Consider the following 22,790-nt stretch of genomic DNA (forward strand, 5'->3'; position numbering starts at 1 on the left):
AGCCACTTCACTTCATCGTCAGGAACCGCTGCACCAGCGAGGCGAGCAGCACCGCCAGCAGCGGCAGCGCGAACCAGAAGCTGCTCTGCAGCCACCGCAGTTGCCGCACGCTCGGCCGCACCGCGACCCGCACGACCTCCCGTGTCGTCAGCAGCACGATCAGCGCGAGCGCCGCGAGGGCCCCGACGACCGACCAGGGCGTCCACGTCACCTGCGGCCCGATCGGACCGGGGTCCGCGGCCGGGACCTTGCCCTCGGGCTGGTTCCGCAGCGTGTACACCGTCACGTCGCCGTTGACGAAGACCTTCTTCAGTTCCTTACGGGCGTCCAGGTTCTGGATCAGCCGCGGCTCCCAGGTCTTCGAATAGCCCACGTCCAGCTGGAGATAGATCACCTGACTGCGGTTGATCATCAGATACGAGTTCGGGCCCGCGTCCTTCAACGCCTTGACCAGCCCCGAAACCAGCACGGGGTCGGTCGGCGCCAGCGTGGGCACGTACTCCACCTTCTCCATGTCCCGCGCGCCCCACGGCATCGCCGGCGTCACGTTGTTCACCGTGTCATTGCTCAGCCACAGCAGGCGTGCTGTCGGCTCGTCGTGGGCGTACACGTAGTCCATGGCGGCGACCTCGCCGGGCCGGATCCGCTCGAACGGCTCGTTGCCCCAACGGGCCACCAGGAAGCCGCCCATGAGCACCAGACCCGCCATCAGCGCGGCCAGCGGGGCCAGGCTCACCCGGTCCTTGTCGCGCTCCTCGACCGTGACACCGGTGCGCGGGAACAGGGCGAGGGCGGCGAGCAGGGCCGCGCCCGGCAGGGCGAACATGAAGACCCGCAGCGCCATTTCGCCGCCGTACGACTGCATGCCGAAGCCAAGGAACGGCACGAAGGTCAGGACCAGCAGCGACCGCTCGCGGTACTTGTGCCAGCGCCGCCGCCACCAGCCCCAGCAGGCGAAGGCCATCACACCGCCGGCAAGGAGCACGCGCGCGTACAGCACGAGCTTGTGCGTCGAACTGCCGCCCTCGATACGGCCGGACACGGACGACGACACGTTGCCGCCGACGCCGCCGACCCCGCCGAACAGCTCGTCGAAGTGCCCGGACCAGTACGGCTCGGCCATGAAGCCGACCCAGACGGCCACCAGGACGCCGAACAGGACGGGCAGGCCGCGCAGTTCGCTGCGGCCGATCAGGACGAGCACCGCCAGCACGCCCAGCATCACGAACGGGGTGAGCTGGTGCGCCGGGACGCTCGCCGCGAACAGGCCGATCACGACCATGAGCAGCACGGCCCGCTGCCGCCGGTTCGTCGGCTCGACCTCGATCTCGCCCGGCCGCCGCTTCGTCCAGATCACGCCCGGAGCCCGGAACCAGACGAGCAGGATCGCCACGAACACCAGGTAGAGGAGATACGTGAAGCCCTGCGGGGAGAAGTAGTCCTGGCCGACCCAGCCGCTGAGCACGAAGATCCAGATGCCGGTCCACTTGGCCCGCCAGCTCGCCCGCATCGAGCGGACGAGGAGGAACATCGGCGCGAGATACAGCAGCTGGATGGCGAGCGGCCACCAGCGGATGACCTCGGTGAGGTCACTGACCCCGCAGGCCTTCAGCACGAACGCGGCCACCGCGAAGAAGCCCGGCCAGCTCCAGCGCGCGTCCAGGTCGGGTACGGCCGACCCGGTCCGGTCGATGTAGTCGAGGAAGCCGAGATGCTGCCAGGCCGTCGCGAACCGCGGCTCGGTCTCGATCAGGGCGGGCAGCGCGTGCAGCGAGACCACGGTCGCGAGCAACGTGACCAGCAGCAGCGCCCGGTGCTCGCGGCCCAGCCACAGCAGGGAGGCGAACACGACGACCAGCAGTGCCGCGCCCACGAGGGTGGGCAGGGGCAGGACGGAGATCAGCCCCAGCCCGCCCATCTCGTCGAGTTCGGCCTCGCCGAGGCGCAGCGCGGGCACCCAGTACAACAGGAGCGCGGCGGTCAGGAGACAGCCGAGGATCACGCCAAGGCGCGTGGGTGCACGCGAGGGCACCTCTTCGCGCACCGGTGCCTCTTCCCGTACGACTTCCTCTACGGGCTCTACGGGCTCTACGGGCTCTACGGGCTCTACGGGGGCCTCCGCATCGAACGGCGCGTCCACCTCCGCCGGCCCCAACGACGCCTCGGAGCCCGGTTCCCGCTCTTCCACCGGCAACCCCAGCTCCGGCTTCCGCACCCAGGCCGGCCGCTGGTCTTCGGGAAGCACGGGCGTGCCCGTGGGCGGTGTGCCCGGCCCCGGGCGGACGTCGGGCCGGCGTTCCGGATGGTCGAGGTCGACATGGATACCGAGGGCGAGCGTGTCCTGGTCGAGCGCCCAGCCGGGCCCGCGCCGGTGCGGTGCCGCCTGGGCGGGGACCTCACGCGCCCCCAGGTCGGCGAGGTCCCCGTCGGGCGCCGCGCTCTCGGGGATGTCGGCACCCGAGGCACGGACGATCTTGTACAGCTTGGGCGCGGCGATCGCGACGATCACCGCGAGCGAGGAGATCTCCGCGACGCCCGCACCGGTCAGGCCCATGCGGGGGAGCAGCAGCAGCGTCAGACCGAGCACCATGACGCAGAGCAGGCCCTGCAGCCAGGCCAGTCCGGCCGTGCGGCTCTGCGCGCGCAGCACCGCGAAGTACGTCTCCATGACCACCCGCAGCACCGCGCCGACCGCGAACCAGCGCAGCAGCGGGGTGGCCGCGTCCGCGTAGCCCGCGCCGAACACGCCGAGGATCCAGGGGGCGCCGAAGAACAGCACCCCGGCCACCGGCAGCATGATCCGGGCCATCCGCTTCAGCGCGGCCCGGGTGTTGGCGGCCAGCCGGCGCGGGTCGTGCGAGCCCTCGACGGTGAGGGAGGCACCCATGTTGATGGCGAGCAGGTTGACCGTGCCGCCGATCGTGGTGGTGATGTAGAAGTACGCGTTGTCCTCGGAGCTGACCTGCGAGGCGATGATCACGGGGACCAGGTAGACCACGGCGAGCGAGAACAGCGAGCCGGTGTAGTCGCCCGCCAGGAAGCGCCCGATCTCCTTCAGCGTCGGCGGCCGGGCATGGTCCTCGGTGGCCTTCACATGCCGCGGCACCAGCCGCCGGAACACCAGCCAGCCCAATGGCAGCACGGAGAAGGCGATCGCCGCGACCCAGGACACGAAGACGCCGGTGGTGGGGATGGCCACCGCGAAGGCGACCAGCAGCCCCAGCTTGACGGCAGAGAACACGGTGTTGCCGACCGGCACCCACAGCGCGCTGCGCAGCCCGGTCAGCACCCCGTCCTGGAGCGTCAGCAGCGACCACGCCACGACGGCCACGACGAAACCGAGCCCGTGGACCGGCCCGTGCAGGAAGCGGTACGACGGCCCCCACGCGTCCAGGGTGAGCAGGAAGACCAGCGCGGCCAGCGCCACGATCACCGAACTGCCCGCGTAGGTACGGAAGATGAGCCGCCCGGTGTTCCGTCCCGCGATCGGGATGAAGCGGGCCAGCGCCCCGGTCAGGGTGACCGCGGTCAGGCCGGCGAGCAGCTTCATCGCGGCGATCGCGGCGGAGCCCTGGCCCACGGCCGACTCGGAGTAGTAGCGGGCCGCGGCCAGCCAGAACCCGAGGCCGAGCACCGCGGAGATGCCGGTGTTCAGCATCAGGGCGTAGGCGTTGCGGAACAGCTGACTGCCCCCCGGGCCCATTCCGGGCAGCCGGAGCCGGCGCCCCGGCCGCTCGGGCGCCTCGGTCGCGGGCGACTCTTCCTCGGTCGTGGTCGTGGTCGTGTCAGACACGGGAACGGATGGCCTTCCGGCGGACCTGTCGTGCTCTGCGGACCAGGGCGTACCCCTTGGTGAGGGCCCGGTCCCTGGCGAAGTTCCGGGCGATCGCGCGGCCCTCGACCAGCCGCTCGAACTCCTCGACGCCCGTGGCGCGGCGCACGGTGACGCGTCGCAGGGCGTACGGCCCCTGGCGGCGGCGCGCCAGGCCGTTGCCGACGGCGAGCGCCTGGCCGTACCCCGTCTCGCGCACCGCCTGCCGCACCCGGCGGCTGGAGTAGCCGTAGGGGTAGGCGAACGAGGCCGGGACGGCGCCGAGTCCGTCCGAGACGATCTCCTTGCAGTGGATCAGCTCGTGGCGCAGGCCGGCGTCGTCGAGCTGGTCGAGCTGCGGGTGGGTGTGGCTGTGCCCGCCGATCTCCACGTCCGCCGCCGCGAGTTCGCGGACCTGGTCCCAGTCCAGCATGGCGTCCAGACCGCCCCCGGTGTCGTACGCGCCCCGGATCCACCCGGTGGAGACGAACAGCGTGGCGGCGAAACCGTGCTTGGCGAGGACGGGGAGGGCGTGCCGGTGCACGCCCTCGTAGCCGTCGTCGAAGGTGATCAGGACCGGCCGCTCGGGCAGCGGCCGGCCCGAGCGCCAACGGGCGGCGAGAGCGGCCGTGGTGACGGGGGTGAAGCCGAGTCCCGCGATCACCGCCATCTGCTGGGCGAAGGCCTCCGGAGCCACCGACAACTCCCGTGTGGCCTCGTTCGGGTCGGTCGCGATCGCGTGGTACATGAGGATCGGCACGGGCGCCTCGGTCATCTGCTTCCCCCCTCGATCTCCGTCACCACGAAGGTCGTCCTGCCCCGGCGCGCCCGGACGCTCCCCACGACGTACCCACCGGCCGCCGTCAGCACCCCGGCGACGATCGCCCCCGCGCGACCGGCGCCCCCCGGCCGGACCAGCAGGGCGTCCCGCAGCCCGCGCGCCACACCGGCGGGCAGCACCCGCGTGGCGTACCGGCGCTCGGACTCGAGTCCCTTGTCCGAACCGACACTTCGGGCCACCAGCGCCTTCGACAGGCCCTCGGCATACGTACGCGTGCGGAAGTACCCGAAGTGCTCGCGCGCCTCGGGCACCCGGTGGTGGATCACCGCGCGGTCGTCGATCAGCAGGATGGCGTCGGGCCGGGCGCGGGTGAGGCGGATGCACAGTTCCGTCTCCTCGCAGCCCAGCGGACGCTTGTCGCCGTCGCGCCCGATGCCGGTGGCGAAACCGCCCGCCGCGTCGAACGCCGTACGGCGGAAGGAGGCGTTGCCGCCGAGCACGTTGCGCACCCGCACCAGCCCGGCGGGCAGGCCCTTGTACGTGCAGCCCACCACCCAGTCGAACTCCTCCGGAAACCAGGCCGGCCGGCGGCCCGACGCCCAGATGGGCACCGTACGGCCGCCGACGGCCATCACCCGGGGATCGGCGTAGCCTGAAGCGAAGTGCCTGAGCCAGTCCCGCTCGGCGACGGCGTCGTCGTCCAGGAACGCGACGACGTCGCCGCGCGAGGCGGCGATCCCGGTGTTGCGGCCGGCGGACAGGCCGCGGGGGCCCGCGTTGGCGAGCACCCGCACCTCGTCGGCACCCTCGGCGTCCTTGTACTCCCTGGACAGCCGGTCCAGGAGCGCCGCGTTGTGGTCGACGACGAGCAGCGTTTCCAGGGCCGGCCGTGACTGCGCCCGCACCGAGGAGACCGCCGCGAGGATGTCCTCCCAGCGGTCCTCGGTGTAGACGCAGATCACGACGGAGATGTCGGGATCGGTCAAGACACCTCTCCCCGGACCGTGTCGAGCATCGGGGAGTGCTGCGGACGGCTGCGCAGGGCACGCCGGTTGGAGCGCTCCCGCAGGATCACCCTGAGCACCCTCAGCCCGTCCCGCACGGCCCGCAGATTGCTGGTGCCGTGGATGCGGAGGTACTCGTGGCTCGGTATCTCCTGCACCTTCAGCCCGGCCTTCACCACCCGGATGTTCATCAGGGTCTCGACCTCGAAGCCGGTGCAGTCGAGGTCGATCTTGTCCAGGCAGTACCTCCAGAACGCGTTGTAGCCGTAGCACAGGTCCGTGTAGCGGGCGCCGAACTTGCGGTTGACGGCCGTGCACAGTGCCCAGTTGCCGAGCTTGCGGATGAAGGTCATGTCGTCGGTGCCGCCGCCGTTGGCGAAGCGGGAGCCCTTGGCGAAGTCCGCGCCCGAGACGAGGGCGGAGACGTACGACACGATCTCGTTGCCGTCGGCCGAGCCGTCCGCGTCGACCATCACGATGATGTCGCCGGTGCAGGCGTGGAAGCCGGTGATCAGCGCGTCGCCCTTGCCCTTGCCGCGCTGCTCGACGACCTTGACGTCCGGCCACAGCTCGCGGGCGACTTCGACGGTGTTGTCGGTGGAATTGCCGTCCACGAGAACCACTTCATGGATCCAGTCCGGAAGGGTCTTGAAGACGTACGGGAGATTCTCCGCCTCGTTCATGGCGGGGATCACCACGCTCACCGGCGGCGCTATGGCCAGGTGAGAGGAGATAGGCCGGTATTTCCTGGCTTTCACAGGATCCTGACCCGATGTCGCCGGGCGCAGAACTGAGCTCATGAGTCTGGTCCCTCTCGTCCGGTGGACCGCCCGCCCCTGGGTGGCCCGGTTCGGTTCGAAAGGGGGGTTTCTCACGCACGGCACGACGGAATGTATCTCCGTACTCGCCGGGTGAGCTGGCATAGCTGGCCGGCGCCGCAAAACGGCAGCCGGTCGCGCGGCACGACTCGGTCACACAGTGCGGTCACCGAGCACGGCACCCCCCTACCGCGCCCCGCGCCGGGCCGTCGCGGTCCTTGAGCCCTCCCCTAAAACCGCTAGCCGACGGACCGATGCGGGTGAGATGTACGACGGTATTGATGATTGAACCTGTATGGCAAGACCTGGAACGAGGCCTCACGTTTTTGTTGGTTTGACCGTTACCGATCGACTGTCACGAACGCCCCGAGCGGATCTTTCCCACCCGTTTGAGTAGTTTGTCGGCCGGTTCGAACAGCTCCGGCCGGGACACCACGGCATTGCGCAGAGCCCGTACCGGGGCGCGGCGGGCCCGATGCCCGAGCGCCACCGGGTGACGTCGTGTCACCCACCCTTCGGACACCTTCAGCTCGCGTGTCTTCAGGGAGTCCTTGTATTCCTTCTGGCCCCGGCCGAGATCGAGATACGCGATGCCGTCGGCGGCGGCCGCCTCGGCCATGCGCAGATGCAGGACCAGGCCCGGGGAGTACTTCGAGTACGCCGGGTCGTACGCCGGGAACCAGCACGCGAGCACCCGCTCGGTGCGCAGCCCGAAGTGCGCGGCGATCGGCTTGCCGTCCGCGTACAGCACCGACAGGATCCCCGCGAACGGCTCGGAGCGGGTGTGGAACAGCTGCTGGACGAGCCGGGTGATCCAGTCGTGCGCGAAGCGGTCGCTGCGCCCGGTCCTGCGGTACTGCGCGGACTTCCAGTCCATCAGCGTGCGCAGGGCGGCCGGGTCGCGCTCGTCGTGGACGTACGTCACCTCGCCCGCGTCCCGGCCGAGCTTGCGCTCCTTGGCGAGTGTGGTGCGGGTGAACTTCGGCGACTGCGCGCGCAGTTGGGCCAGATAGGCCTCGTAGCCCCGGTCGACGTCCATGACCGGGGACGGGAAGGTGCCGGAGGCCTCCGCCTCGAACGGCCGCTGGCCCTCCACCAGGTGGTCGAACTCCCACACGGCCAGCCCGCAGGCCCGCATCAGCTCCCGGGCGTCCCAGGCGAACCCGGGCCGGTGCACCACGCCCTGGGCGTCCGAGACGCCGAGGCCGATGGCCCGGCCGACGCCGGCGGCCGATCTCTGGTAGGGGAAGAACGCGGCGGGCTCGCCGTCCTCCCGTACGACCGCGATCCGCACCCCGCGTCGGCACCGGCCCACCGCGAGCGCGAACTCCGGTGCGAGGAAAGGGTTCGCCAGCTCGGGCGACCCGTGCAGATGGGCCTTGGACTGCATCGCCGTCCACGCCGCCCGGTCTGCCGCGCTCAGCTCGCCGGGGCGGTACACGCTGATGTCCACGTCAGATGCCCTGTCTTCTCGCCGCACGGCCCCGCAGCCGCCGTACCAGAACCAGCAGGAGAACGAGGGCGCTGATCGCGGTCACCGCCACGATCCCACCGCGCACGGACCAGCGGTGCACGGCCAGCATGCCCTGGGCCACCAGCATGTTGACCACGACCGAACCCGCAACCGCGGCGACCAGACGGCCGAACGGTTCCAGCCCGCGCAGGGCCGCGGCGATGGCCGCGGCGGGCGCCGCGAGCAGGAAGAACAGCGTGAGCGGACCGCGCAGCGGCGAGTCCGAGTCGGCGAGCGCGAGCAGCGCGCCGCATCCCCCGACCGCCGTCGCGGCGCCCGCGAGCAGTGGCGACAGGTCCCTCCCCGGCCCTGGCCGCGCCCGCTCGGCGCCGTCCGATGACGCTGTTGAAGATGTCTTGATGCGTATGGTCTGCATTGGCGACTTTGCCCCCCGAAGCGCCGGATGCCGGGCTTCAATGTCGCTCAGCCGCGCGGGGGCCGTCAAGATGCGGAAGACGGTCACACCGAGTGGAGTACGACTTGGCGGGCCTGGTACGGGCGTTCCCCGGAGGCGGCTGTGCCTCCGGGGAACGGTGGTTCAGATGGCGCGAGTTGGCGTCTTGGTACTCACCGCACTCACGGCACTCACTGCACTCACGGCACGATCTTCAGCAGCCGGTTCGGGGAACCGGTGCCCGCGCTGGTGACCTTGCCGGTGGTGGAGCCGTTCACCAGGGCCGTGGCGACCTGGGCCGGGGTGGCCGAGGTGTGGCCCGCCAGGTAGACCGCGGCCGCGCCCGCGACGTGCGGGGTGGCCATCGACGTACCGGAGATGGTGTTCGTCGCGGTGTCGCTGGTGTACCAGCCCGCCGTGATGGAGGAGCCGGGGGCGAAGATGTCCAGGACCGAGCCGTAGTTGGAGTAGCTGGCCTTGGCGTCGGTGCTGGTGGTGGCGCCGACGGTGATCGCCTCGGTGACCCGGGCCGGGGAGGACGAGGAGGCGGTGGTGCTGCTGTTGCCCGCCGCGACGGCGTAGGTCACGCCGCTCGCGATGGAGCGGCGCACGGCCGCGTCCAGGGTGGTGGACACACCGCCGCCCAGGGACATGTTGGCGACCGAGGGGCCGGAGTGGTTCGCCGTCACCCAGTCGATGCCCGCGATCACGCCGGCCGTGGTGCCGGAGCCGGAGTTGTTCAGCACGCGGACCGCCACGATCTTCGCCTTCTTGGCGACGCCGTACGTCGTGCCCGCGATCGTCGTGGCCACGTGGGTGCCGTGGCCGTTGCCGTCCTGGGCGACGTTGTCGCCGTCGACGGCGTCGTAGCCGTTGGTGGCGCGGCCGCTGATCTGCTGGTGGGTGATGCGCACGCCGGTGTCGATGACGTAGGCCGTCACGCCGCTGCCCGCGCTGTCCGGGTAGGTGTAGGTGCCGGACAGCGGCAGGGAGGTCTGGTCGACGCGGTCCAGGCCCCAGGGGGCGTTGGACTGCGTGGTGTCGGCGAGCTGGACGCGCTGGTCCTGCTCGACGGAGGCCACCGCCGGGTCGGCGGCGAGTCTCCTGGCCTCGGCCGCGGAGAGGCTGGCCGAGTAGCCGTTCAGCGCCGCGCCGAACGTCTTCTTGACGGTGCCGCCGTACTCCTTGACCAGACTCTTGCCCGCGCTCGAGGACGCCTTGAGGCCGGCGCCCTGCTTGAGCGTGACGATGTAGCTGTCCTTGATCGCCGTGGGGGAACCGGCGGCCAGGACCTTGCCCTCGGCCGGGGCGGCCTGGGCGGGGAGAGCGGTGAGCCCGCCCACGAGGGCGGCGGTCGCCAGGCTGGTTATCGCGGCGATCCGGACCTTCTTGCTACGCAGTTCTGCCATTACGAGGGAGTCCTCCTCTTGGCGGCGCACGCCTGGGTGGGGCGCGCGTCTGTGGGGGGTGCGCGCGTCGTCGCGCGCACGGCCGTGGAGCGTCGCGTTCCGCCCTGCGGCTGAGTAAAGAATCAGTGGTCTACGTGTGTAGATCAAGGGACTTGACGCCCTGTCACATATTTGTCATGCCCGCGTAATCAAGCAGCGTCGCGAATGCGCCACTGAGACAAGTTTTGGCATGGACACTTCCGGTCAACACGCGTAGTTGCTACGACGGTTATGGCAGAGATCCTGCTAAAGGGAGGTTCCATGAGACGTTCCCGACTTGCCGTATACGTCAGCTCGCTCCTTCTCGCCGCCTGTGCCGCCCTCACCGGGGCCGCCACGGCGCAGGCGTCACAACTCGCCGCACCCGGCGGCTATGTGGCGCTCGGCGACTCCTACTCCTCCGGGCTCGGCGCCGGCAGCTACCTCTCCGCGAGCGGCGACTGCAAGCGCAGCACGAAGGCCTATCCCTACCTCTGGGCCGCCGCCCACTCACCCTCGTCCTTCGACTTCACCGCCTGCTCGGGCGCCCGAACGGGTGATGTTCTGGCGAATCAACTGACCCCGCTCAGCGCCGCCACCGCCCTGGTCTCGATCAGCGTCGGCGGCAACGACGCGGGCTTCGCCGACGTCATGACGACCTGTGTGCTCCAGTCCGACAGCTCCTGCGTGTCCCGGATCAACACCGCGAAGGCGTACGTCGACACGACGCTGCCCGGCCGGCTCGACGGCGTCTACTCGGCGATCCGCACCAAGGCCCCGAACGCCCGCGTGGTCGTGCTCGGTTACCCCCGCTTCTACAAGCTCGGCACCTCGTGCGTCGGCCTCTCCGAGACCAAGCGGAAGGCGATCAACGACGCAGCGGACCATCTCGACACCGCCATCGCCAAGCGAGCCGCGGACCACGGCTTCGTCTTCGGCGACGTCCGCCCCACCTTCACCGGCCACGAGATCTGCTCCGGCAGCTCCTGGCTGCACAGCCTCAACTGGCTCAACGTCGGTGAGTCGTATCACCCGACGGCGGCGGGGCAGTCCGGCGGGTACCTGCCGGTGCTGACCGGCGCGGTCTAGTTCTCATGGAGAAGGCCTGAGTTCTCAGGGAGAAGGCTCAGTCCTCAGGAGAAGGTGAGCCAGAAGCGGAGGCCCCGTCCGACGGGGTCTCCGTCTCACAGGTCACCGAGAACGGCACCGAGTTGGACGTCGTGCGCACCGGATCGCGGACCTCGACACTGATCTCGTTCTCGAAACTCCCGCTGTTGTCGTTCGTGGTCACGAACGCCGTGTCCTGCTTGGTCCGGTCGCCGCCCTCCGGGAACGAGAGGGTCTTCCACCCCGCGTCCATGACCTCGCCGTCCCGCGACACCCAGCGATAACGCACCTCCGCAGGCAGGTCGCCGACCGTGAACGTCGCCGTGAAGGCGGGTGCCTCGCCCTGCGGCGGCGGACAACTGCCGGTGTAGTCGGTGTTCGAGCCGGCCAGCGACACTTGCACCGACTGCGGCGGGGGAGCGGTCGTGGCGCTGCTGCTCCGGCTGGGAGTGGGCTCGGGATCTCCGGTGTCCTGTGTACCGCTGGGGGTGTCGCTGGGCGCGGGCGAACTCAGCCCGGGTGTCTCGTTCTTGGTGCCGCCTCCGGCCTGGTCCCCGTCGTCACGGTTCAGCAGCGCGTACGTCAGCCCGGCGATCGCCAGTGCGAGGGCGGCGAGGCCCGCGATCAGTACGACGGCGGCGCGGCGGTTGCGGTTCGGTGCCGGGCGGGTGGCCGTGGCGGCCGTCGGGCCTGCCGCCGGGGTCGGCTGCGTCCACGGTTGCGGACCCGGTGCCGTCGGCGGGGGCTGCTGGGGGGAGGCGGCGACCGTCGGCGCATAAGGCGTATAGGGGGACGTCTGCACGGCGTCCGCGCGAGGCGTGCCGCCCGCCCCGATCACCCGCAGATCCCGCTCGGCCCGCTCGGCCGACAGCCGCTCGGCCGGGTCCTTGCGCAGCAGCCCCTCGATCACGGGCGTGAGCGGACCGGCCCGGTGCGGCGGCGGCAGCTCCTCGTCCACGATCGCGCGCAGGGTGCTGAGCGGGGTGTTCTGACGGAAGGGGGAGTTGCCCTCGACCGCCGAGTACAGCAGCACGCCGAGCGACCACAGGTCGGATTCCGGGCCCGGCGTACGGCCCAGCGCCCGCTCCGGAGCCAGGAACTCGGGTGAGCCGATGACCTCGCCGGTCATGGTCAGCGCGGAACTGCCCTCGACCATGGCGATGCCGAAGTCGGTGAGCACGACCCGCCCGTCGTTCGACATCAGCACGTTGGCCGGCTTCACGTCCCGGTGCAGCACCCCGGCCGCATGGGCGGCCCGCAGCGCGGACAGCACCTCGGCGCCGATGTGCGCGGTGCGTTGCGGGGTGAGCGGGCCCTCGGCGTCCAGGAGCTCGGCGAGCGAGATGCCACGGACGATCTCCATGACGATCCAGGGGCGGCCGTCCTGCGTGGCCACGTCGTACACCGTCACCACGTTGCGGTTGGCGACCCGGGCCGCCGCCCACGCCTCGCGCTCCAGCCGGGCGTACATCCGCTCGACCTCGGGTCCCTGCAGCCCGGCGGGCGCGCGCACCTCCTTGACGGCGACCTCGCGGTGCAGCACCTCGTCGCGGGCGCGCCACACGGTGCCCATGCCGCCCTCGCCGAGCGGGGACAGCAGACGGTAGCGGCCCGCGATCAGACGTTCACTGCCCGGTACTTCGGACACGGGCGCCCCCTCTTCGCATCCGCGTGATCTCTCCCCAAAAGTAGCTCAGCCGAGTGCGGATGCCGCCCCCTTGAGCACGAGTCCGGCGCCGAGTGCCACGACGACGAGCGCGGACCCCAGGGGGGCGGCCCGACGGACCAGGGCCGTCACGGGGCTGGTCGCCCAGCGCGGGCGTGTGTCGAGCACCCGGGTGACACCGGTACCGAGCTTGACGACCGCGAAGCCGGCCGCAGTGAGGGTGAGGGCGAGCCCGACGCCGTACGCGACGACGAGCAGGAGCCCGAACCAGGCCTGCCCCAGGGCTGCCGCCCCCACCAGCACCACCACGGCGGAGGGGCTGGGCACGAGGCCACCGGCGAAGCCGAGGAGGATCGTGCCGCGGAGGGTGGGAGCGGTGGGGTGGGTGTGGGTGAAGCCGCCGTGGGTGTGACTTACGTGGGTGTGACCTGCATGGGTGTGACTCGCATGGGTGTGACTTGCGTGAGTGTGAGCGGTGGGGGGTTGTGGGCGGCGGTGTGGGTGGTCGTGCGTGTGGGTTTCAGCAGCGGCGTGACCGCGTGTCGGGGCGTCAACAGTGGCGTGGCTGTGTGCGGACGCCAGGACCAGTGGGCGCTCGGGGGCGTCGGCCGTCTCGTGTGTGTCGCCGTGCCCGTGGTCGTCCCCGTCCCCGTCCCCGTCCCCGTGCCCGTGGTCGTGGGCGTGCTCGTGATCGTGTGTGTGCCCGTGCCCATGGCTGTGCCCGTGCCCGTGCCCATGGCTGTGCCCGTGCGTATGCCCGTGTCCGTGCGTGTGGCTCCGGTTGCGCCAGGCCCGTCGTACGAGGGTCAGACCCGCCGCCGTCACCAGCGCGCCGCTCGCGATGCCCAGCCAGGTGATCACCGAGGGCGCCGCCGCCGAGCCGGCCGTGACCAGCAGGCCGAGGGCGACCACGCCGAGCGTGTGGGTGACCGTGACCGACGCGGCCAGGGGCAGGACGTCCTTCATGCGGGCCCTGCCTCCCCGGGCGGCGGCCACGGCGGCCATCAGGGTCTTGCCGTGGCCCGGTGCGAGGGCGTGCATCGCGCCGAGGGCGACGGCGATGAGGAGGGCGAGGGCGGCGAACGCGGGGGTGAGGTCGTGGCGGGCGACCAGGTCGTCCAGGGCCCGGGTCCAGCGGTCGACGCCGCGCGGCAGGACGGAGGCGGCGGGGGCGTCCGCCTCCTCCTCGGCCAGGGCGGGGCCGCCGGGGCGCACCCGGAGCGACGCGGTCGCGGTGTCGGCGGGGGAGGAGAGCAACTCCTCGGGGTAGCTGGTCAGTTCACGTGACAGCGACTCTTTCGGTACGTCCGACGCGGTGAGCGTCATCCGGTCGCCGCGCGCCGTGATCTCCCGCCAGCCTGGGCCGGCGTCCGCGCCCGCGCCGCGGAAGCCGAGGGTCGTCGTGTCGCCCTCGGGGAGCGGCGCGGTCAGCCGGCACTCCACGCGGAGGGTGTCGAGTCCGGCCTGGCCGGGCCGCACGCGCGCGTCGCTGCGTTCCGCTGTCAGGCCGACCGTACGTCCGTCGACGGTGAGTTCGCTGTCCCCGGCGGCCTGCGCGCACCGCTGCCGGGCCCACTCGGTCATGCCCAGCCTCTTGATGTCCGGCTGGGCCTGGGTCGCGGGGATCTCGGCGAGGTCCTCGACGTGGTCGACGCGGAGTTCTCCGGGGGCGGCGACGAGACCGTCGTAACGGTTGACGGTGAAGTTGCCGAGGGGGTGAGCGCTGGCGGTGGTGGCGGGGAGCAGCGCGAGCGCGCCGGCGGCGGTGAGGACGGCCGCGGCGGAGGCGAACAGGCGACGGGGCGTCACTTGGCCGCCTCCAGTGCCTTGAGCGCCTTACGGGCCTCGCGGGCACCGGTCGGCGAGAAGCCGGGGTTCAGCTTCAGTGCTGCCTTCAAGTGGGCGCGGCCTTCCTGTTCATGGCCCGTGGCGAGCTCGATCATGCCGCGGTGGTGGAGGAACACGGCGTTGCGGTAGCCGGTGGCCGTGGCCCGGCGGGCGTACGGCAGGGCTTCCTCGCTGCGGCCGTTGACGTGCAGGGCCCAGGCGAGGGCGTCCGCGGTGTGCACGGTGCGGCGGCGGTCCCATTCGGCGCGGGCCGCGCGCAGGGCGGAGGCGGCGTCGCCGTGGTCGGCGGCGGCGAGCGCGGTGTCGAGGTCGGCGTTGACGCCGGCCGCGCGGGCGAGGGAGGTCCAGGCGTTGACGAGGGCGTACTGGTCGCGGGCCTTGGCCCGGTCGCCCTCGCCGCCACGCTCCTCGTACAGCTCGCCGAGTACGACGAGCGGGCCGGGCAGGGGGTAGCGGGCGACCACGTCCTCCATGCCCTTGATCGCGGCGGCGCGGTCGCCGCTCGCGGCCTGGGCGCGGGCGCGGCCCTCCAGGGCCGGGACATAGGTGTCGTCGGCGGCGAGGGCGCGTGCGTAGTGCCGCAGGGCGGTGGTGTGGTCGCCCTGGTTCCAGGCGAGTTGGCCGAGCGCGGTGGCGACGTACGCCACGTCTCCCGGGGCGGTGGCGGAAGCGAGCGCCTGCTCCAGCACGCGTCGGGCGGTGGTGACGTCGCCGCGCAGCTCGTGGACGTACGCGTACCGGGTGAAGACGGGGATCCCGGGCCGCCGGGTGTCCGCGAGCTCCGCGGCCTTCGACGCGTCGTCGTAACGGCCCAGTTCCACCAGGGCGTCGATACGGGAGGACAGGGCGCGTTCGCTGTAAGGGTTCTGTTCCAGGGCCTGGTCCGCGTACCTCAGGGCGTCCTCGAAGTCGTGCCGGGCGGCGGCGAGGGCCGCGCGGCCGGCCAGCGCGCGGTCGTTGTCGGGCTTCAGGTCCAAGGAGCGCTTCAGGGCGCGTTCGGCCTGCGGGTAGCGTGAGGGGTCGCCCTTGGTCCGCGCCTGCTCGACGTAGGCGAGACCGAGGGTGGCCCAGCCGCCGAAGTCCTTGGGCTGGGCGCGGAGCTGGGTCTGGAGGGCGGTGATGCTCGTGTCGAGGTCGCCGCCGTTCAGCAGCTCCGGCGAGAGGGCCCCCGGCGCGGACGCGACCGCCGCGCCGCTCCCTCCGTCCCGCACGGACCCGACGGCGACGGCACCGGCGGTGAGCGCGACAGCCAACAGCACCGCACACCCGATCAGCTGGGCCCCACGCCAACGCCGCCCAGCAGCCGAAACCCGCCGCACGGCAGCGACCCGCGGATCGACGGCTGTCTCGCCGGAGATCCCTGTCTGAACCCGGGGTGGCGCTTCGCCCCCGGACCTGGTTTCGGCTTCGGCTTCGGCTTTCGGTCCGGTTCCGGGCAAGGCTTTGGCCCGCGAATCGGCCTCGGACGCGGGCAGGCTTTCGCCCTCCGGCCCAACGGCTTCCCGCTCGGCCTCGTCCTCAGCCGCGAAGACCTTCAGCCAAGCAGCGCTTGTGTCGTCCCCGTCCCGCACGCCGGGGCCCGACGGGGCAGCCGGCGACGGGGCCTCGGTCACAGCACCCACCTCTGGCTCTGCGGCAGGCTCGGTGGCCTTCGACCGGGCCGGCTCGACGGCTGCCGGTGGAGCAGCGGCCCTCTGTCTCACCTCGGCGGTCTCCGGTGCGGCGGTCCCTTGCTCAGCTTCGGTCCCCGACCCCGCAGCCCCCGCCCCGGCCTCGGCCCCCGGCCCGTCGGCCGGTGTCGTGCCGCGCTCGCGCTTCCTGGCCGCGGGCCTCATGCCGCCGTGCTCGCTCTCCGGGGCGCTGTCGTTCTTACGCGGGGCCATGCCTCTCCTCAATGGGCTCGCTGGGGACGGAAGTTCTCGCGCGGGGCGGCGCGGCCCGCACCGTGGGGGATGTATGTGCGGGCCGCGCCAGTCAGGGGGTACGCCGGGGCCGGAGGCCCGGCCGGGCCAATAGGCCTGACCGGAGTCACTACGCCGGCCCTCGGGCCAGACGCCCGGCAAGGGCCTAGTACGCCCGGTCCCGCATCCGGCGCCACCACGTGAGGCCCGCGCCGATCAGGAGGATGCCGGCCGCGCCGGCGCCCGCGGAGGCGGCGATCAGGGTGGTGTCGTCGGAGCCGGAGGAACCGCCGGCCGGCTGGAGCGCGTCGCCGATCTCGTTGCGGACGTCGTTGCCGCCGGTCGTGCCCTTGGCGAGCGGGCCGCGCGAGCCCTCCGTCGGCAGCGCGACGTACGGGAAGGCCTTCTCGAAGTCCTTGTCGTTCTTGTCGACCGCGTCGCCCAAGTCGTTCTTCGCGCCGAGCAGTTCACCCTCGACGACCTGGAGCGAGGCGTCGATCACGTCGTCGGTGAGCCGGCGGCCGTTCGGGAAGCCCGCGTTGTCGCCGTCGAGGACGCCGAGACGCTTGGGTTCGGCGGCAGGCTTGATGGAGGTGTTCAGGCGCAGCTCCTCCGCCGGACGTACGTGCGGCGGCTGGTTGAGGCCCTCGACGCCCTTGAGGAAGACGTCGACCAGGTCATTGCGCGGCTCGTCCGGCGCCGGGATCTTGTAGATCGCCTCGATCAGCTTCGGCAGCTCCGGATTGGTCACGTTCTCGAGGAACTGCGCGTCGTCCCACGGCGCGGACGCGTTGAACTTGTCCTTGTCCTTCAGCGGGTTGACGACCTCGTTGACCAACGGCATACCCAGCCGCGACACCTGCCTGAAGTGCCCCTGCGCGTTCTTGCGCTGCGTCGTCGACCAGATACCGACGATCGGCTGCTCGGCCGACTCGGTGATCATGTGGGTCGGCACCTGAAGGGCGATGGAGTTGACGTTGTAGCCCTTGAGCGTGTCGTTGCCGACCTCGGTCAGGTTCCCGCCGTACAGGAGGTCGAAGACCCGCAGGTCCAGGAAGAAGGGGTCGTCGGCCTGGCCGGCGAACGTCGTCGAGCCGCCCGGCAGCTCGTGCACCGCCTGGTCGCGCAGCTTGGCGTAGTCCGGCATCGAGGCCTTGCCGACGTTCGACGGCGCCACCGGCACGTCGTCCGCGACCTTCGTCTTCGACTCCAGACGCTGGTTCTTCAGCCGCAGCAGCTCGATGTCGTACGTCTGCGTGATGTTCAGGTCCGGGTCGTCCAGGCTCTCGACCGGACCGGTGTTGTAGAGGAACGTCTTGTCGTTCTTGACGTGCGTCTCGAAGGTGAAGCGGTACAGCAGCTCGCCCTGCGCGTCACCGTTGTTGTCGATGTGGATGTCGTACTGCGCGTCCTCGGCGAACGTGAAGAAGTTGGGCCCGCCGGCCGGTTCCTCCATCGGAATCCAGTTGGCCACGATCGTCGTCGTGTCCGGCTTGTCCGGGCTGACGAACGCGTACACGTCCGTGTTGTCGTACTGGGGCTGCCCCGAGATCAGCGGGGCCTCCCGGTGGCTGGAGGCGCTGGCCGCCCCCGGTTGCAGCGCGGCCACGCCGGCGGCTGCGAGCCCGCCTGCGGCCAGCGCACCACATATGAGGGTCGCGATGCTCCTGCGTCCCGCGCCGCTCCTGGAGATAGCTGTCATGCCGTCCGTCCTCCGTGCCAACTTGCCTGACGCCGGGGGATTCGGAACGGGGGCCGGGCCGGATTGGTCGAATCTCAAAACTCTTTTCCTCGCTGCTGGACCCGCGTTTTCGGCCCGCTGATCCGTAACCCCATCCGGAGGTGTGTTCGTTGCGAATGCCTCGTGGGACGGGACGGGCCGGGTGCGGCTTGCGGAGAGGGGGAGACGGCTTGGAGGCGGACGAGCTTCTGGTACTCGTGGCAGGCGGCGACCAGAAGGCATTCGAGGAGCTGTACGGCCTGGTGTCCGGGCCGGTGTTCGGGCTCGTCAGACGGGTCGTACGGGATCCGGCGCAGTCGGAGGAGGTGGCGCAGGAGGTGCTGCTGGAACTCTGGCGGTCCGCCGCGCGGTTCGATCCGGCGCGGGGCAGCGCCATGTCGTGGATCCTCACCCTCGCCCACCGCCGTGCCGTCGACCGGGTGCGCAGCGCCCGCGCGGCCGGCGAGCGCGAGCAGCGGGAGGCGCTGCGCGCCAACCAGCCGGCCTTCGACCAGGTCACCGAGGAGGTCGAGGCCGGTCTCGAACGCGAGTGGGTGCGCCGCTGCCTCGACCGGCTCACGGACCTGCAGCGCCAGTCGGTCACGCTCGCCTACTACGAGGGCTACACGTACCGTGAGGTGGCCGAGCGGCTCTCCCTGCCGCTGGGCACGGTCAAGACGCGGATGCGCGACGGGCTGACCCGGATGCGTGAGTGCCTGGGAGGTGTCGCATGAGCCTCTTCCGCCGCGAGGACCCCCACTCCCTCGCCGCGCCCTACGCCCTCGACGCCCTGGAACCCGCCGAGCGGGTCCGCTTCGAGAGGCACCTCAAGGGCTGCGCCGCCTGCGCCGCCGAGGTACGGGCCCTGTCCGAGGACGCCGTACGGCTCGCCTGGTCGACGGCCGCGCGGCCGCCTGCCGCACTGCGCGACCGAGTGCTGGCCGCCGTACGCACGATTCCGCAGGAGCCCGGCCCTCAGCAGGAACCGGCACGCCCGCGCACGCCCCAGCTGCCGCCCCATGTGTGGGGCACCGCGCCCCCACCGCGCCCCCGTGAGCGGCGGCGGATCCCCCTCTTCGTACCCTTCGCGACCGCCACCGCCGCCGCGGCCCTCGTCGTCGCCTCCCTCTTCGCCGTCCAGGCGGGCCAGACGCAGGACGAGCTGGACGCGCAGCGGGCCCAGGCACGTGAGATCGCCCACGTTCTCGCGGCTCCCGACGCCCGGGCGACGAGCGGTCAGGACAACCGGGGCCGCAGTATCGGAGTGGTCGCCTCCGCATCCGAGGAGAGCGCGGTGGTCACCCTGAGCGGATACGGCGACCTGCCGAGCGATCGAGTGCACCAACTGTGGCTCATGCGCCCCGACGCGCAACCGCGCTCCCTGGGCCTCTTCGACGGCGACACGCCCTTGGTGGCGTCCGACCTGAACAAGTCGGCCACGTCACTCGCTGTGACCGTCGAACCCGACGGTGGATCGCCGCAGCCCACTACCCAGCCGGTTGTCCAACTCGCCCTGGAATCGGTTGGATTCGGAGAGTGACCGAGGAGGAGGCCGCGAGGAGTCGTCAACCGCCTTACGGGGAAGGTGAATCCTGTGACCGCGATACACGAGTGCCCCAAGGGGGCGATAGGGTTACCCTGCCCGGGCCGGGTGGACTCGTACGGGTGGGGAGTGACATGGAACAGATAACAGTGCGCAGCAGGGCGAGGGTCCCTGCGATCACCTGCGGGAGCAGCGCGACCAGTTCGCGCCTCGACCGCCATCTCTCGGTGCTGGCGGGTCCCGCCGTCCCACAGGGAGAGACGGCCGAGGCGACATCGCTGATGCGGGAGCTGACCGCACGTGACACCACGCAGAACCGCAGCGACAGGGGCAAGCGCGTGAGGCGGGTCTCGCTCTTCGCGCCACTGCGCCGGCTGCGCCGTTCGCTGTTCGGCGGACGCTGAGCGACACCGGCGTTCCTCAGGGCAGTCCCCAAGGGCCCGCGCCCGGGCCGGTCGCCACGCCGTTCCGGTGCGGCGCTGCGATCTCGCCGTCCGTCATCCCCACGGCACGCAGCGACGCACCGGCGCGACGTCCCGAGCGCGGGCACGTCTCCCCGCCCCCTCGACCCGCTCACCTCGGCACGCCCCACCCCACGTGCCCGAAGCCGCCTTACTCCACGGCCCTTGACGACCGTTCAACGGTGTCGGTTCACCGCTCACCGTGCGCGTACCGGCGCACGGCCGACGGAACGAACACGGCGAGCAGCACCGCACACCAGGCCAGCGACCCGGCGACCGGATGCGCCACCGGCCAGGCCGCCCCCTCCGGCACCGGCGCGTTCCCGAACAGGTACCGCAGGGCCGTGGTCACCGCGCTGATCGGATTCCACTCGGCGACCGTGCGCAGCCAGCCCGGCAGTCCCTCGGTCGGGATGTAGGCGTTGGACAGCAGCGGCAGCAGGAAGGTCGCACCGCCCAGCTGACCCGCGGCCTCCTCGTTCCGGGTGAGCAGGCCGAGGAAGATCCCCACCCACGTGGTCGCGAACCGGAACAGCAGCAACAGGCCGAAGGCCCCCACCGCGTCGAGCGCGCTGCCCTCGATCCGCCAGCCCACCGCGAGCCCGACCAGCAGGAAGGGCACCGTCCCGGCTGCCGTGACGACCAGGTCCGCGGCCGCCTGCCCGAGCGGTACGGCCGCCCGGCTCACCGGCAGCGTCCGGAAGCGGTCCATCACGCCCCGGTGCGTGTCCTGGGCGGCCTGGAACATCCCGGTCATGATCCCGTTCGCGGCGGTCGCCACCAGCAGCCCCGGCACGAGAAACGACCGGTACTCCTCGCCCGGCATCGCGAGGGCGCTGCCGAAGACGTAGCCGAAGAACAGCAGCATGCTGACCGGCATGGTCTGGGTCAGGATCAGCAGGCCCGGGTTGTTCCGCAGTCGCCGCAGCTGGCGGCCCAGCATCGCGGTGCCGTCGTACGCCAGTGTGGTCATGCCACACGCTCCTTGGGGTCTTCGGTGAGCCGGAGAAACACGTCGTCGAGGGTCGGTGGGCGCAGGCTCGCGTCGAGCAACGGCACGCCGGCGGCGTCCAGTTCGCGCACCAGACGGGGGAGCGTGAGCGTCGAGTCGCGGGTGACCGCGGCGACGGCGTTCCGGTCGCGGTCGAACGTCGGTTCCCCGCCGGTGAGCTGATCGAGGACGCCCGCCGCCTTCGCCATCACGTCCGCGTTCGCGACGACCACCTCGACATGGGCGCCGATGAGTGCCTTGAGCTGGGCCGGAGAGCCTGTGTGCGCGACCCGTCCCTGGTCCACCAGGGCGATGTCGTCGGCGAGTTGGTCGGCCTCCTCCAGGTACTGCGTGGTCAGCAGCACGGTCGTACCGTCCGTGGTGAGCTCGCGCACGGCGGACCAGATCAGGTTCCGGCTGGCCGGGTCGAGTCCGGTGGTCGGCTCGTCCAGGAACAGCACCTCGGGGCGGCGGATCAGGCTCGCCGCCAGGTCCAGTCGGCGCCGCATTCCGCCCGAGTAGGTGGACGCCGGCCGGTCGGCGGCCTCGGCCAGGCCGAAGCGGTCGAGGAGCTCGCCGGCGCGTTCGGCGGGCCCCCGCACCCGGTGCAGCCGGGCGAACAGCCGCAGGTTCTCGCGTCCGGTGAGGTCCCCGTCGACCGAGGCGTACTGCCCGGTGACACCGATCCTGCGCCGGACGGCCGCCGCCTCGCGCACGAGATCGTGCCCGGCGATCCGTGCGGAGCCGGCGTCCGGCCGCAGCAGCGTGGTGAGCAGTCGTACGGCCGTGGTCTTGCCCGCCCCGTTCGGTCCGAGGACTCCGCAGACCGTGCCGGTCGCCACCGCGAGGTCCAGCCCGCGCAGGGCGTGAACGGCACCGAAGCGTTTCTCCAGACCTTCACTAAGTACAGCGTACGTAGAAGTCATGCGTTGACCATAGCGCACTACGTACGCTGTACGTAACTAGGATGGTGGCCGAGGTGATGATCGATGGCGGGCCGAGCGGCCGTACCCGAAGTGATCTGGGCCCGTCCCGAGCGGACGGGCCGGGGGCCGAAGCCGGCGTTCAAGCGCGCGGACATCGCGGCGGCGGCCGTGCGGATCGCGGACGCGCAGGGGCTGGACGGCGTCTCCATGCGGCATGTCGCGGCCGAACTGGGCTGCGGAACGATGTCGCTGTACAACTACGTACCGCGCAAGGAGGACCTGTACGAGCTGATGCTCGACGCCGTGGGCGCCGAGCACGAGTTCCGCGAGCCCTCGGGCGACTGGCGGGCCGACATGCTCCGCAACTGCCATGAGACCCGTACCATCATGCGCCGCCACCCGTGGGTGCCGCGCCTCATGGCGGGCGTCTACGGCTTCAGCCCCAACACCCTGCGCTATCTGGAGCACTGCCTGGCCTGCCTCGAACCGCTCGAGATCCCGTACAGCACGAAGATGGAGCTGGTCGCGTTGCTCAACGGCGTCGTGACGACGTACACCGCGAACGAGCTCGCCACTGCCGAGCGCACCCGCTCCATGCCCTGGTCCGAGGAGGAGGAGAACGCGGTCCGTATCGCCTATCTCAGCAGCCAGGTGGCCACCGGCGCCTATCCGCGACTGGCGGCGGCCTTCATGGAGGACGCGGGGCCGATCGACCTGGAGGCGGTGTTCGATCGGGCGCTCCATCGGGTCATGGACGCCTTCGAGCCCAGGCCCTAGGGCCTGTCCGGCGGATCAGGTCGCAGGAAAGCAGCGGCGCCTCATCGACGCAGATGGGCGTGCCAGACCCCGCGTCTGCGGCATGAGCCGCCGGACAGGCCC

General features: G+C 71.4%; 18 protein-coding genes and 1 pseudogene. 6 read left to right on the forward strand and 13 right to left on the reverse strand.

Features of this window, described 5'->3' with window-relative positions; genetic code table 11:
• Positions 1–7: 7 nt before the first annotated feature.
• The 7 genes from ABT063_RS23210 to ABT063_RS23240 all read right to left on the reverse strand — a co-directional run bounded on the left by ABT063_RS23210 (position 8) and on the right by ABT063_RS23240 (position 9,730).
• On the reverse strand, positions 8–3,793 hold the full coding sequence (locus tag ABT063_RS23210; protein WP_351059390.1) for a lipopolysaccharide biosynthesis protein: 3,786 nt from the start codon (positions 3,791–3,793) through the stop codon (positions 8–10).
• Complete coding sequence (locus ABT063_RS23215) at positions 3,786–4,586, reverse strand: polysaccharide deacetylase family protein (RefSeq protein ID WP_351059392.1); 801 nt, start codon at positions 4,584–4,586, stop codon at positions 3,786–3,788. The genes ABT063_RS23210 and ABT063_RS23215 overlap by 8 nt, the downstream gene beginning before the upstream one ends.
• Complete coding sequence (locus ABT063_RS23220; protein ID WP_351059395.1) at positions 4,583–5,578, reverse strand: glycosyltransferase family 2 protein; 996 nt, start codon at positions 5,576–5,578, stop codon at positions 4,583–4,585. Before ABT063_RS23220 ends, ABT063_RS23215 begins: the two co-directional genes overlap by 4 nt.
• The gene (locus tag ABT063_RS23225; protein ID WP_351059398.1) at positions 5,575–6,396 is read right to left on the reverse strand and encodes a glycosyltransferase family 2 protein; all 822 of its coding nucleotides are present in this window, start codon (positions 6,394–6,396) and stop codon (positions 5,575–5,577) included. The genes ABT063_RS23220 and ABT063_RS23225 overlap by 4 nt, the downstream gene beginning before the upstream one ends.
• A 373-nt stretch (positions 6,397–6,769) precedes the next feature.
• Positions 6,770–7,867, reverse strand: coding sequence for a GNAT family N-acetyltransferase (locus ABT063_RS23230; RefSeq protein ID WP_351059401.1), 1,098 nt, complete (start codon positions 7,865–7,867; stop codon positions 6,770–6,772).
• Between the two features lies 1 nt (position 7,868).
• Positions 7,869–8,303: a hypothetical protein gene (locus ABT063_RS23235; protein ID WP_351059404.1), complete on the reverse strand. Its 435-nt coding sequence runs from the start codon at positions 8,301–8,303 to the stop codon at positions 7,869–7,871.
• A gap of 218 nt (positions 8,304–8,521) precedes the next feature.
• Positions 8,522–9,730, reverse strand: coding sequence for a S8 family peptidase (locus ABT063_RS23240; protein ID WP_351059407.1), 1,209 nt, complete (start codon positions 9,728–9,730; stop codon positions 8,522–8,524).
• Between the two features lie 300 nt (positions 9,731–10,030).
• Here ABT063_RS23240 and ABT063_RS23245 point away from each other — a divergent pair, with 300 nt between their 5' ends.
• Entirely contained in the window at positions 10,031–10,837 is an 807-nt protein-coding gene (locus ABT063_RS23245) for an SGNH/GDSL hydrolase family protein (protein ID WP_351059409.1), read from the forward strand.
• 37 nt (positions 10,838–10,874) lie between these two features.
• Here ABT063_RS23245 and ABT063_RS23250 read toward each other — a convergent pair whose 3' ends face one another.
• Together ABT063_RS23250 and ABT063_RS23255 are read right to left on the reverse strand one after the other, a co-directional pair.
• Positions 10,875–12,503, reverse strand: a complete 1,629-nt coding sequence (locus tag ABT063_RS23250; RefSeq protein ID WP_351059412.1) for a serine/threonine-protein kinase — start codon at positions 12,501–12,503, stop codon at positions 10,875–10,877.
• A gap of 45 nt (positions 12,504–12,548) precedes the next feature.
• Positions 12,549–12,881, reverse strand: a pseudogene (locus tag ABT063_RS23255) (nickel transporter); the annotation flags it as partial.
• A 68-nt stretch (positions 12,882–12,949) separates the two neighbouring features.
• Here ABT063_RS23255 and ABT063_RS23260 point away from each other — a divergent pair.
• Entirely contained in the window at positions 12,950–13,378 is a 429-nt protein-coding gene (locus ABT063_RS23260; protein WP_351059640.1) for a hypothetical protein, read from the forward strand.
• 948 nt (positions 13,379–14,326) lie between these two features.
• Here the strand turns inward: ABT063_RS23260 and ABT063_RS23265 are convergent.
• Both ABT063_RS23265 and ABT063_RS23270 read right to left on the reverse strand, forming a co-directional pair.
• Positions 14,327–16,252 (reverse strand): tetratricopeptide repeat protein, encoded by a 1,926-nt coding sequence (locus tag ABT063_RS23265; RefSeq protein WP_351059414.1) that lies wholly within the window; start codon positions 16,250–16,252, stop codon positions 14,327–14,329.
• Positions 16,253–16,436: 184 nt separating this feature from the next.
• The gene (locus ABT063_RS23270) at positions 16,437–17,972 is read right to left on the reverse strand and encodes a DUF4331 domain-containing protein (protein ID WP_351059417.1); all 1,536 of its coding nucleotides are present in this window, start codon (positions 17,970–17,972) and stop codon (positions 16,437–16,439) included.
• Between the two features lie 209 nt (positions 17,973–18,181).
• Here ABT063_RS23270 and ABT063_RS23275 point away from each other — a divergent pair, with 209 nt between their 5' ends.
• The 3 genes from ABT063_RS23275 (at position 18,182) to ABT063_RS23285 (ending at position 19,937) form a co-directional block, all read left to right on the forward strand.
• Positions 18,182–18,724: a sigma-70 family RNA polymerase sigma factor gene (locus ABT063_RS23275; RefSeq protein ID WP_095749591.1), complete on the forward strand. Its 543-nt coding sequence runs from the start codon at positions 18,182–18,184 to the stop codon at positions 18,722–18,724.
• Positions 18,721–19,530, forward strand: coding sequence for an anti-sigma factor (locus ABT063_RS23280; RefSeq protein WP_351059420.1), 810 nt, complete (start codon positions 18,721–18,723; stop codon positions 19,528–19,530). Before ABT063_RS23275 ends, ABT063_RS23280 begins: the two co-directional genes overlap by 4 nt.
• Before the next feature lie 137 nt (positions 19,531–19,667).
• Entirely contained in the window at positions 19,668–19,937 is a 270-nt protein-coding gene (locus ABT063_RS23285; RefSeq protein WP_095749593.1) for a hypothetical protein, read from the forward strand.
• A gap of 247 nt (positions 19,938–20,184) precedes the next feature.
• Here the strand turns inward: ABT063_RS23285 and ABT063_RS23290 are convergent, their stop codons facing one another.
• On the reverse strand, positions 20,185–20,967 hold the full coding sequence (locus ABT063_RS23290; RefSeq protein WP_351059424.1) for an ABC transporter permease: 783 nt from the start codon (positions 20,965–20,967) through the stop codon (positions 20,185–20,187).
• Entirely contained in the window at positions 20,964–21,911 is a 948-nt protein-coding gene (locus ABT063_RS23295; protein ID WP_351059426.1) for an ATP-binding cassette domain-containing protein, read from the reverse strand. Before ABT063_RS23295 ends, ABT063_RS23290 begins: the two co-directional genes overlap by 4 nt.
• A 63-nt stretch (positions 21,912–21,974) precedes the next feature.
• On the opposite strand from ABT063_RS23295, the gene ABT063_RS23300 reads away from it, so the two are divergent.
• Positions 21,975–22,688 carry a TetR/AcrR family transcriptional regulator C-terminal domain-containing protein gene (locus ABT063_RS23300; RefSeq protein ID WP_351059429.1) on the forward strand — a complete coding sequence of 238 codons (714 nt, stop codon included), beginning with the start codon at positions 21,975–21,977 and terminating at the stop codon, positions 22,686–22,688.
• The last annotated feature ends 102 nt before the right edge of the window (positions 22,689–22,790 follow it).

The sequence above is a fragment of the Streptomyces sp. NPDC002838 genome (genome assembly GCF_040295365.1).
GTDB lineage: Bacteria > Actinomycetota > Actinomycetes > Streptomycetales > Streptomycetaceae > Streptomyces.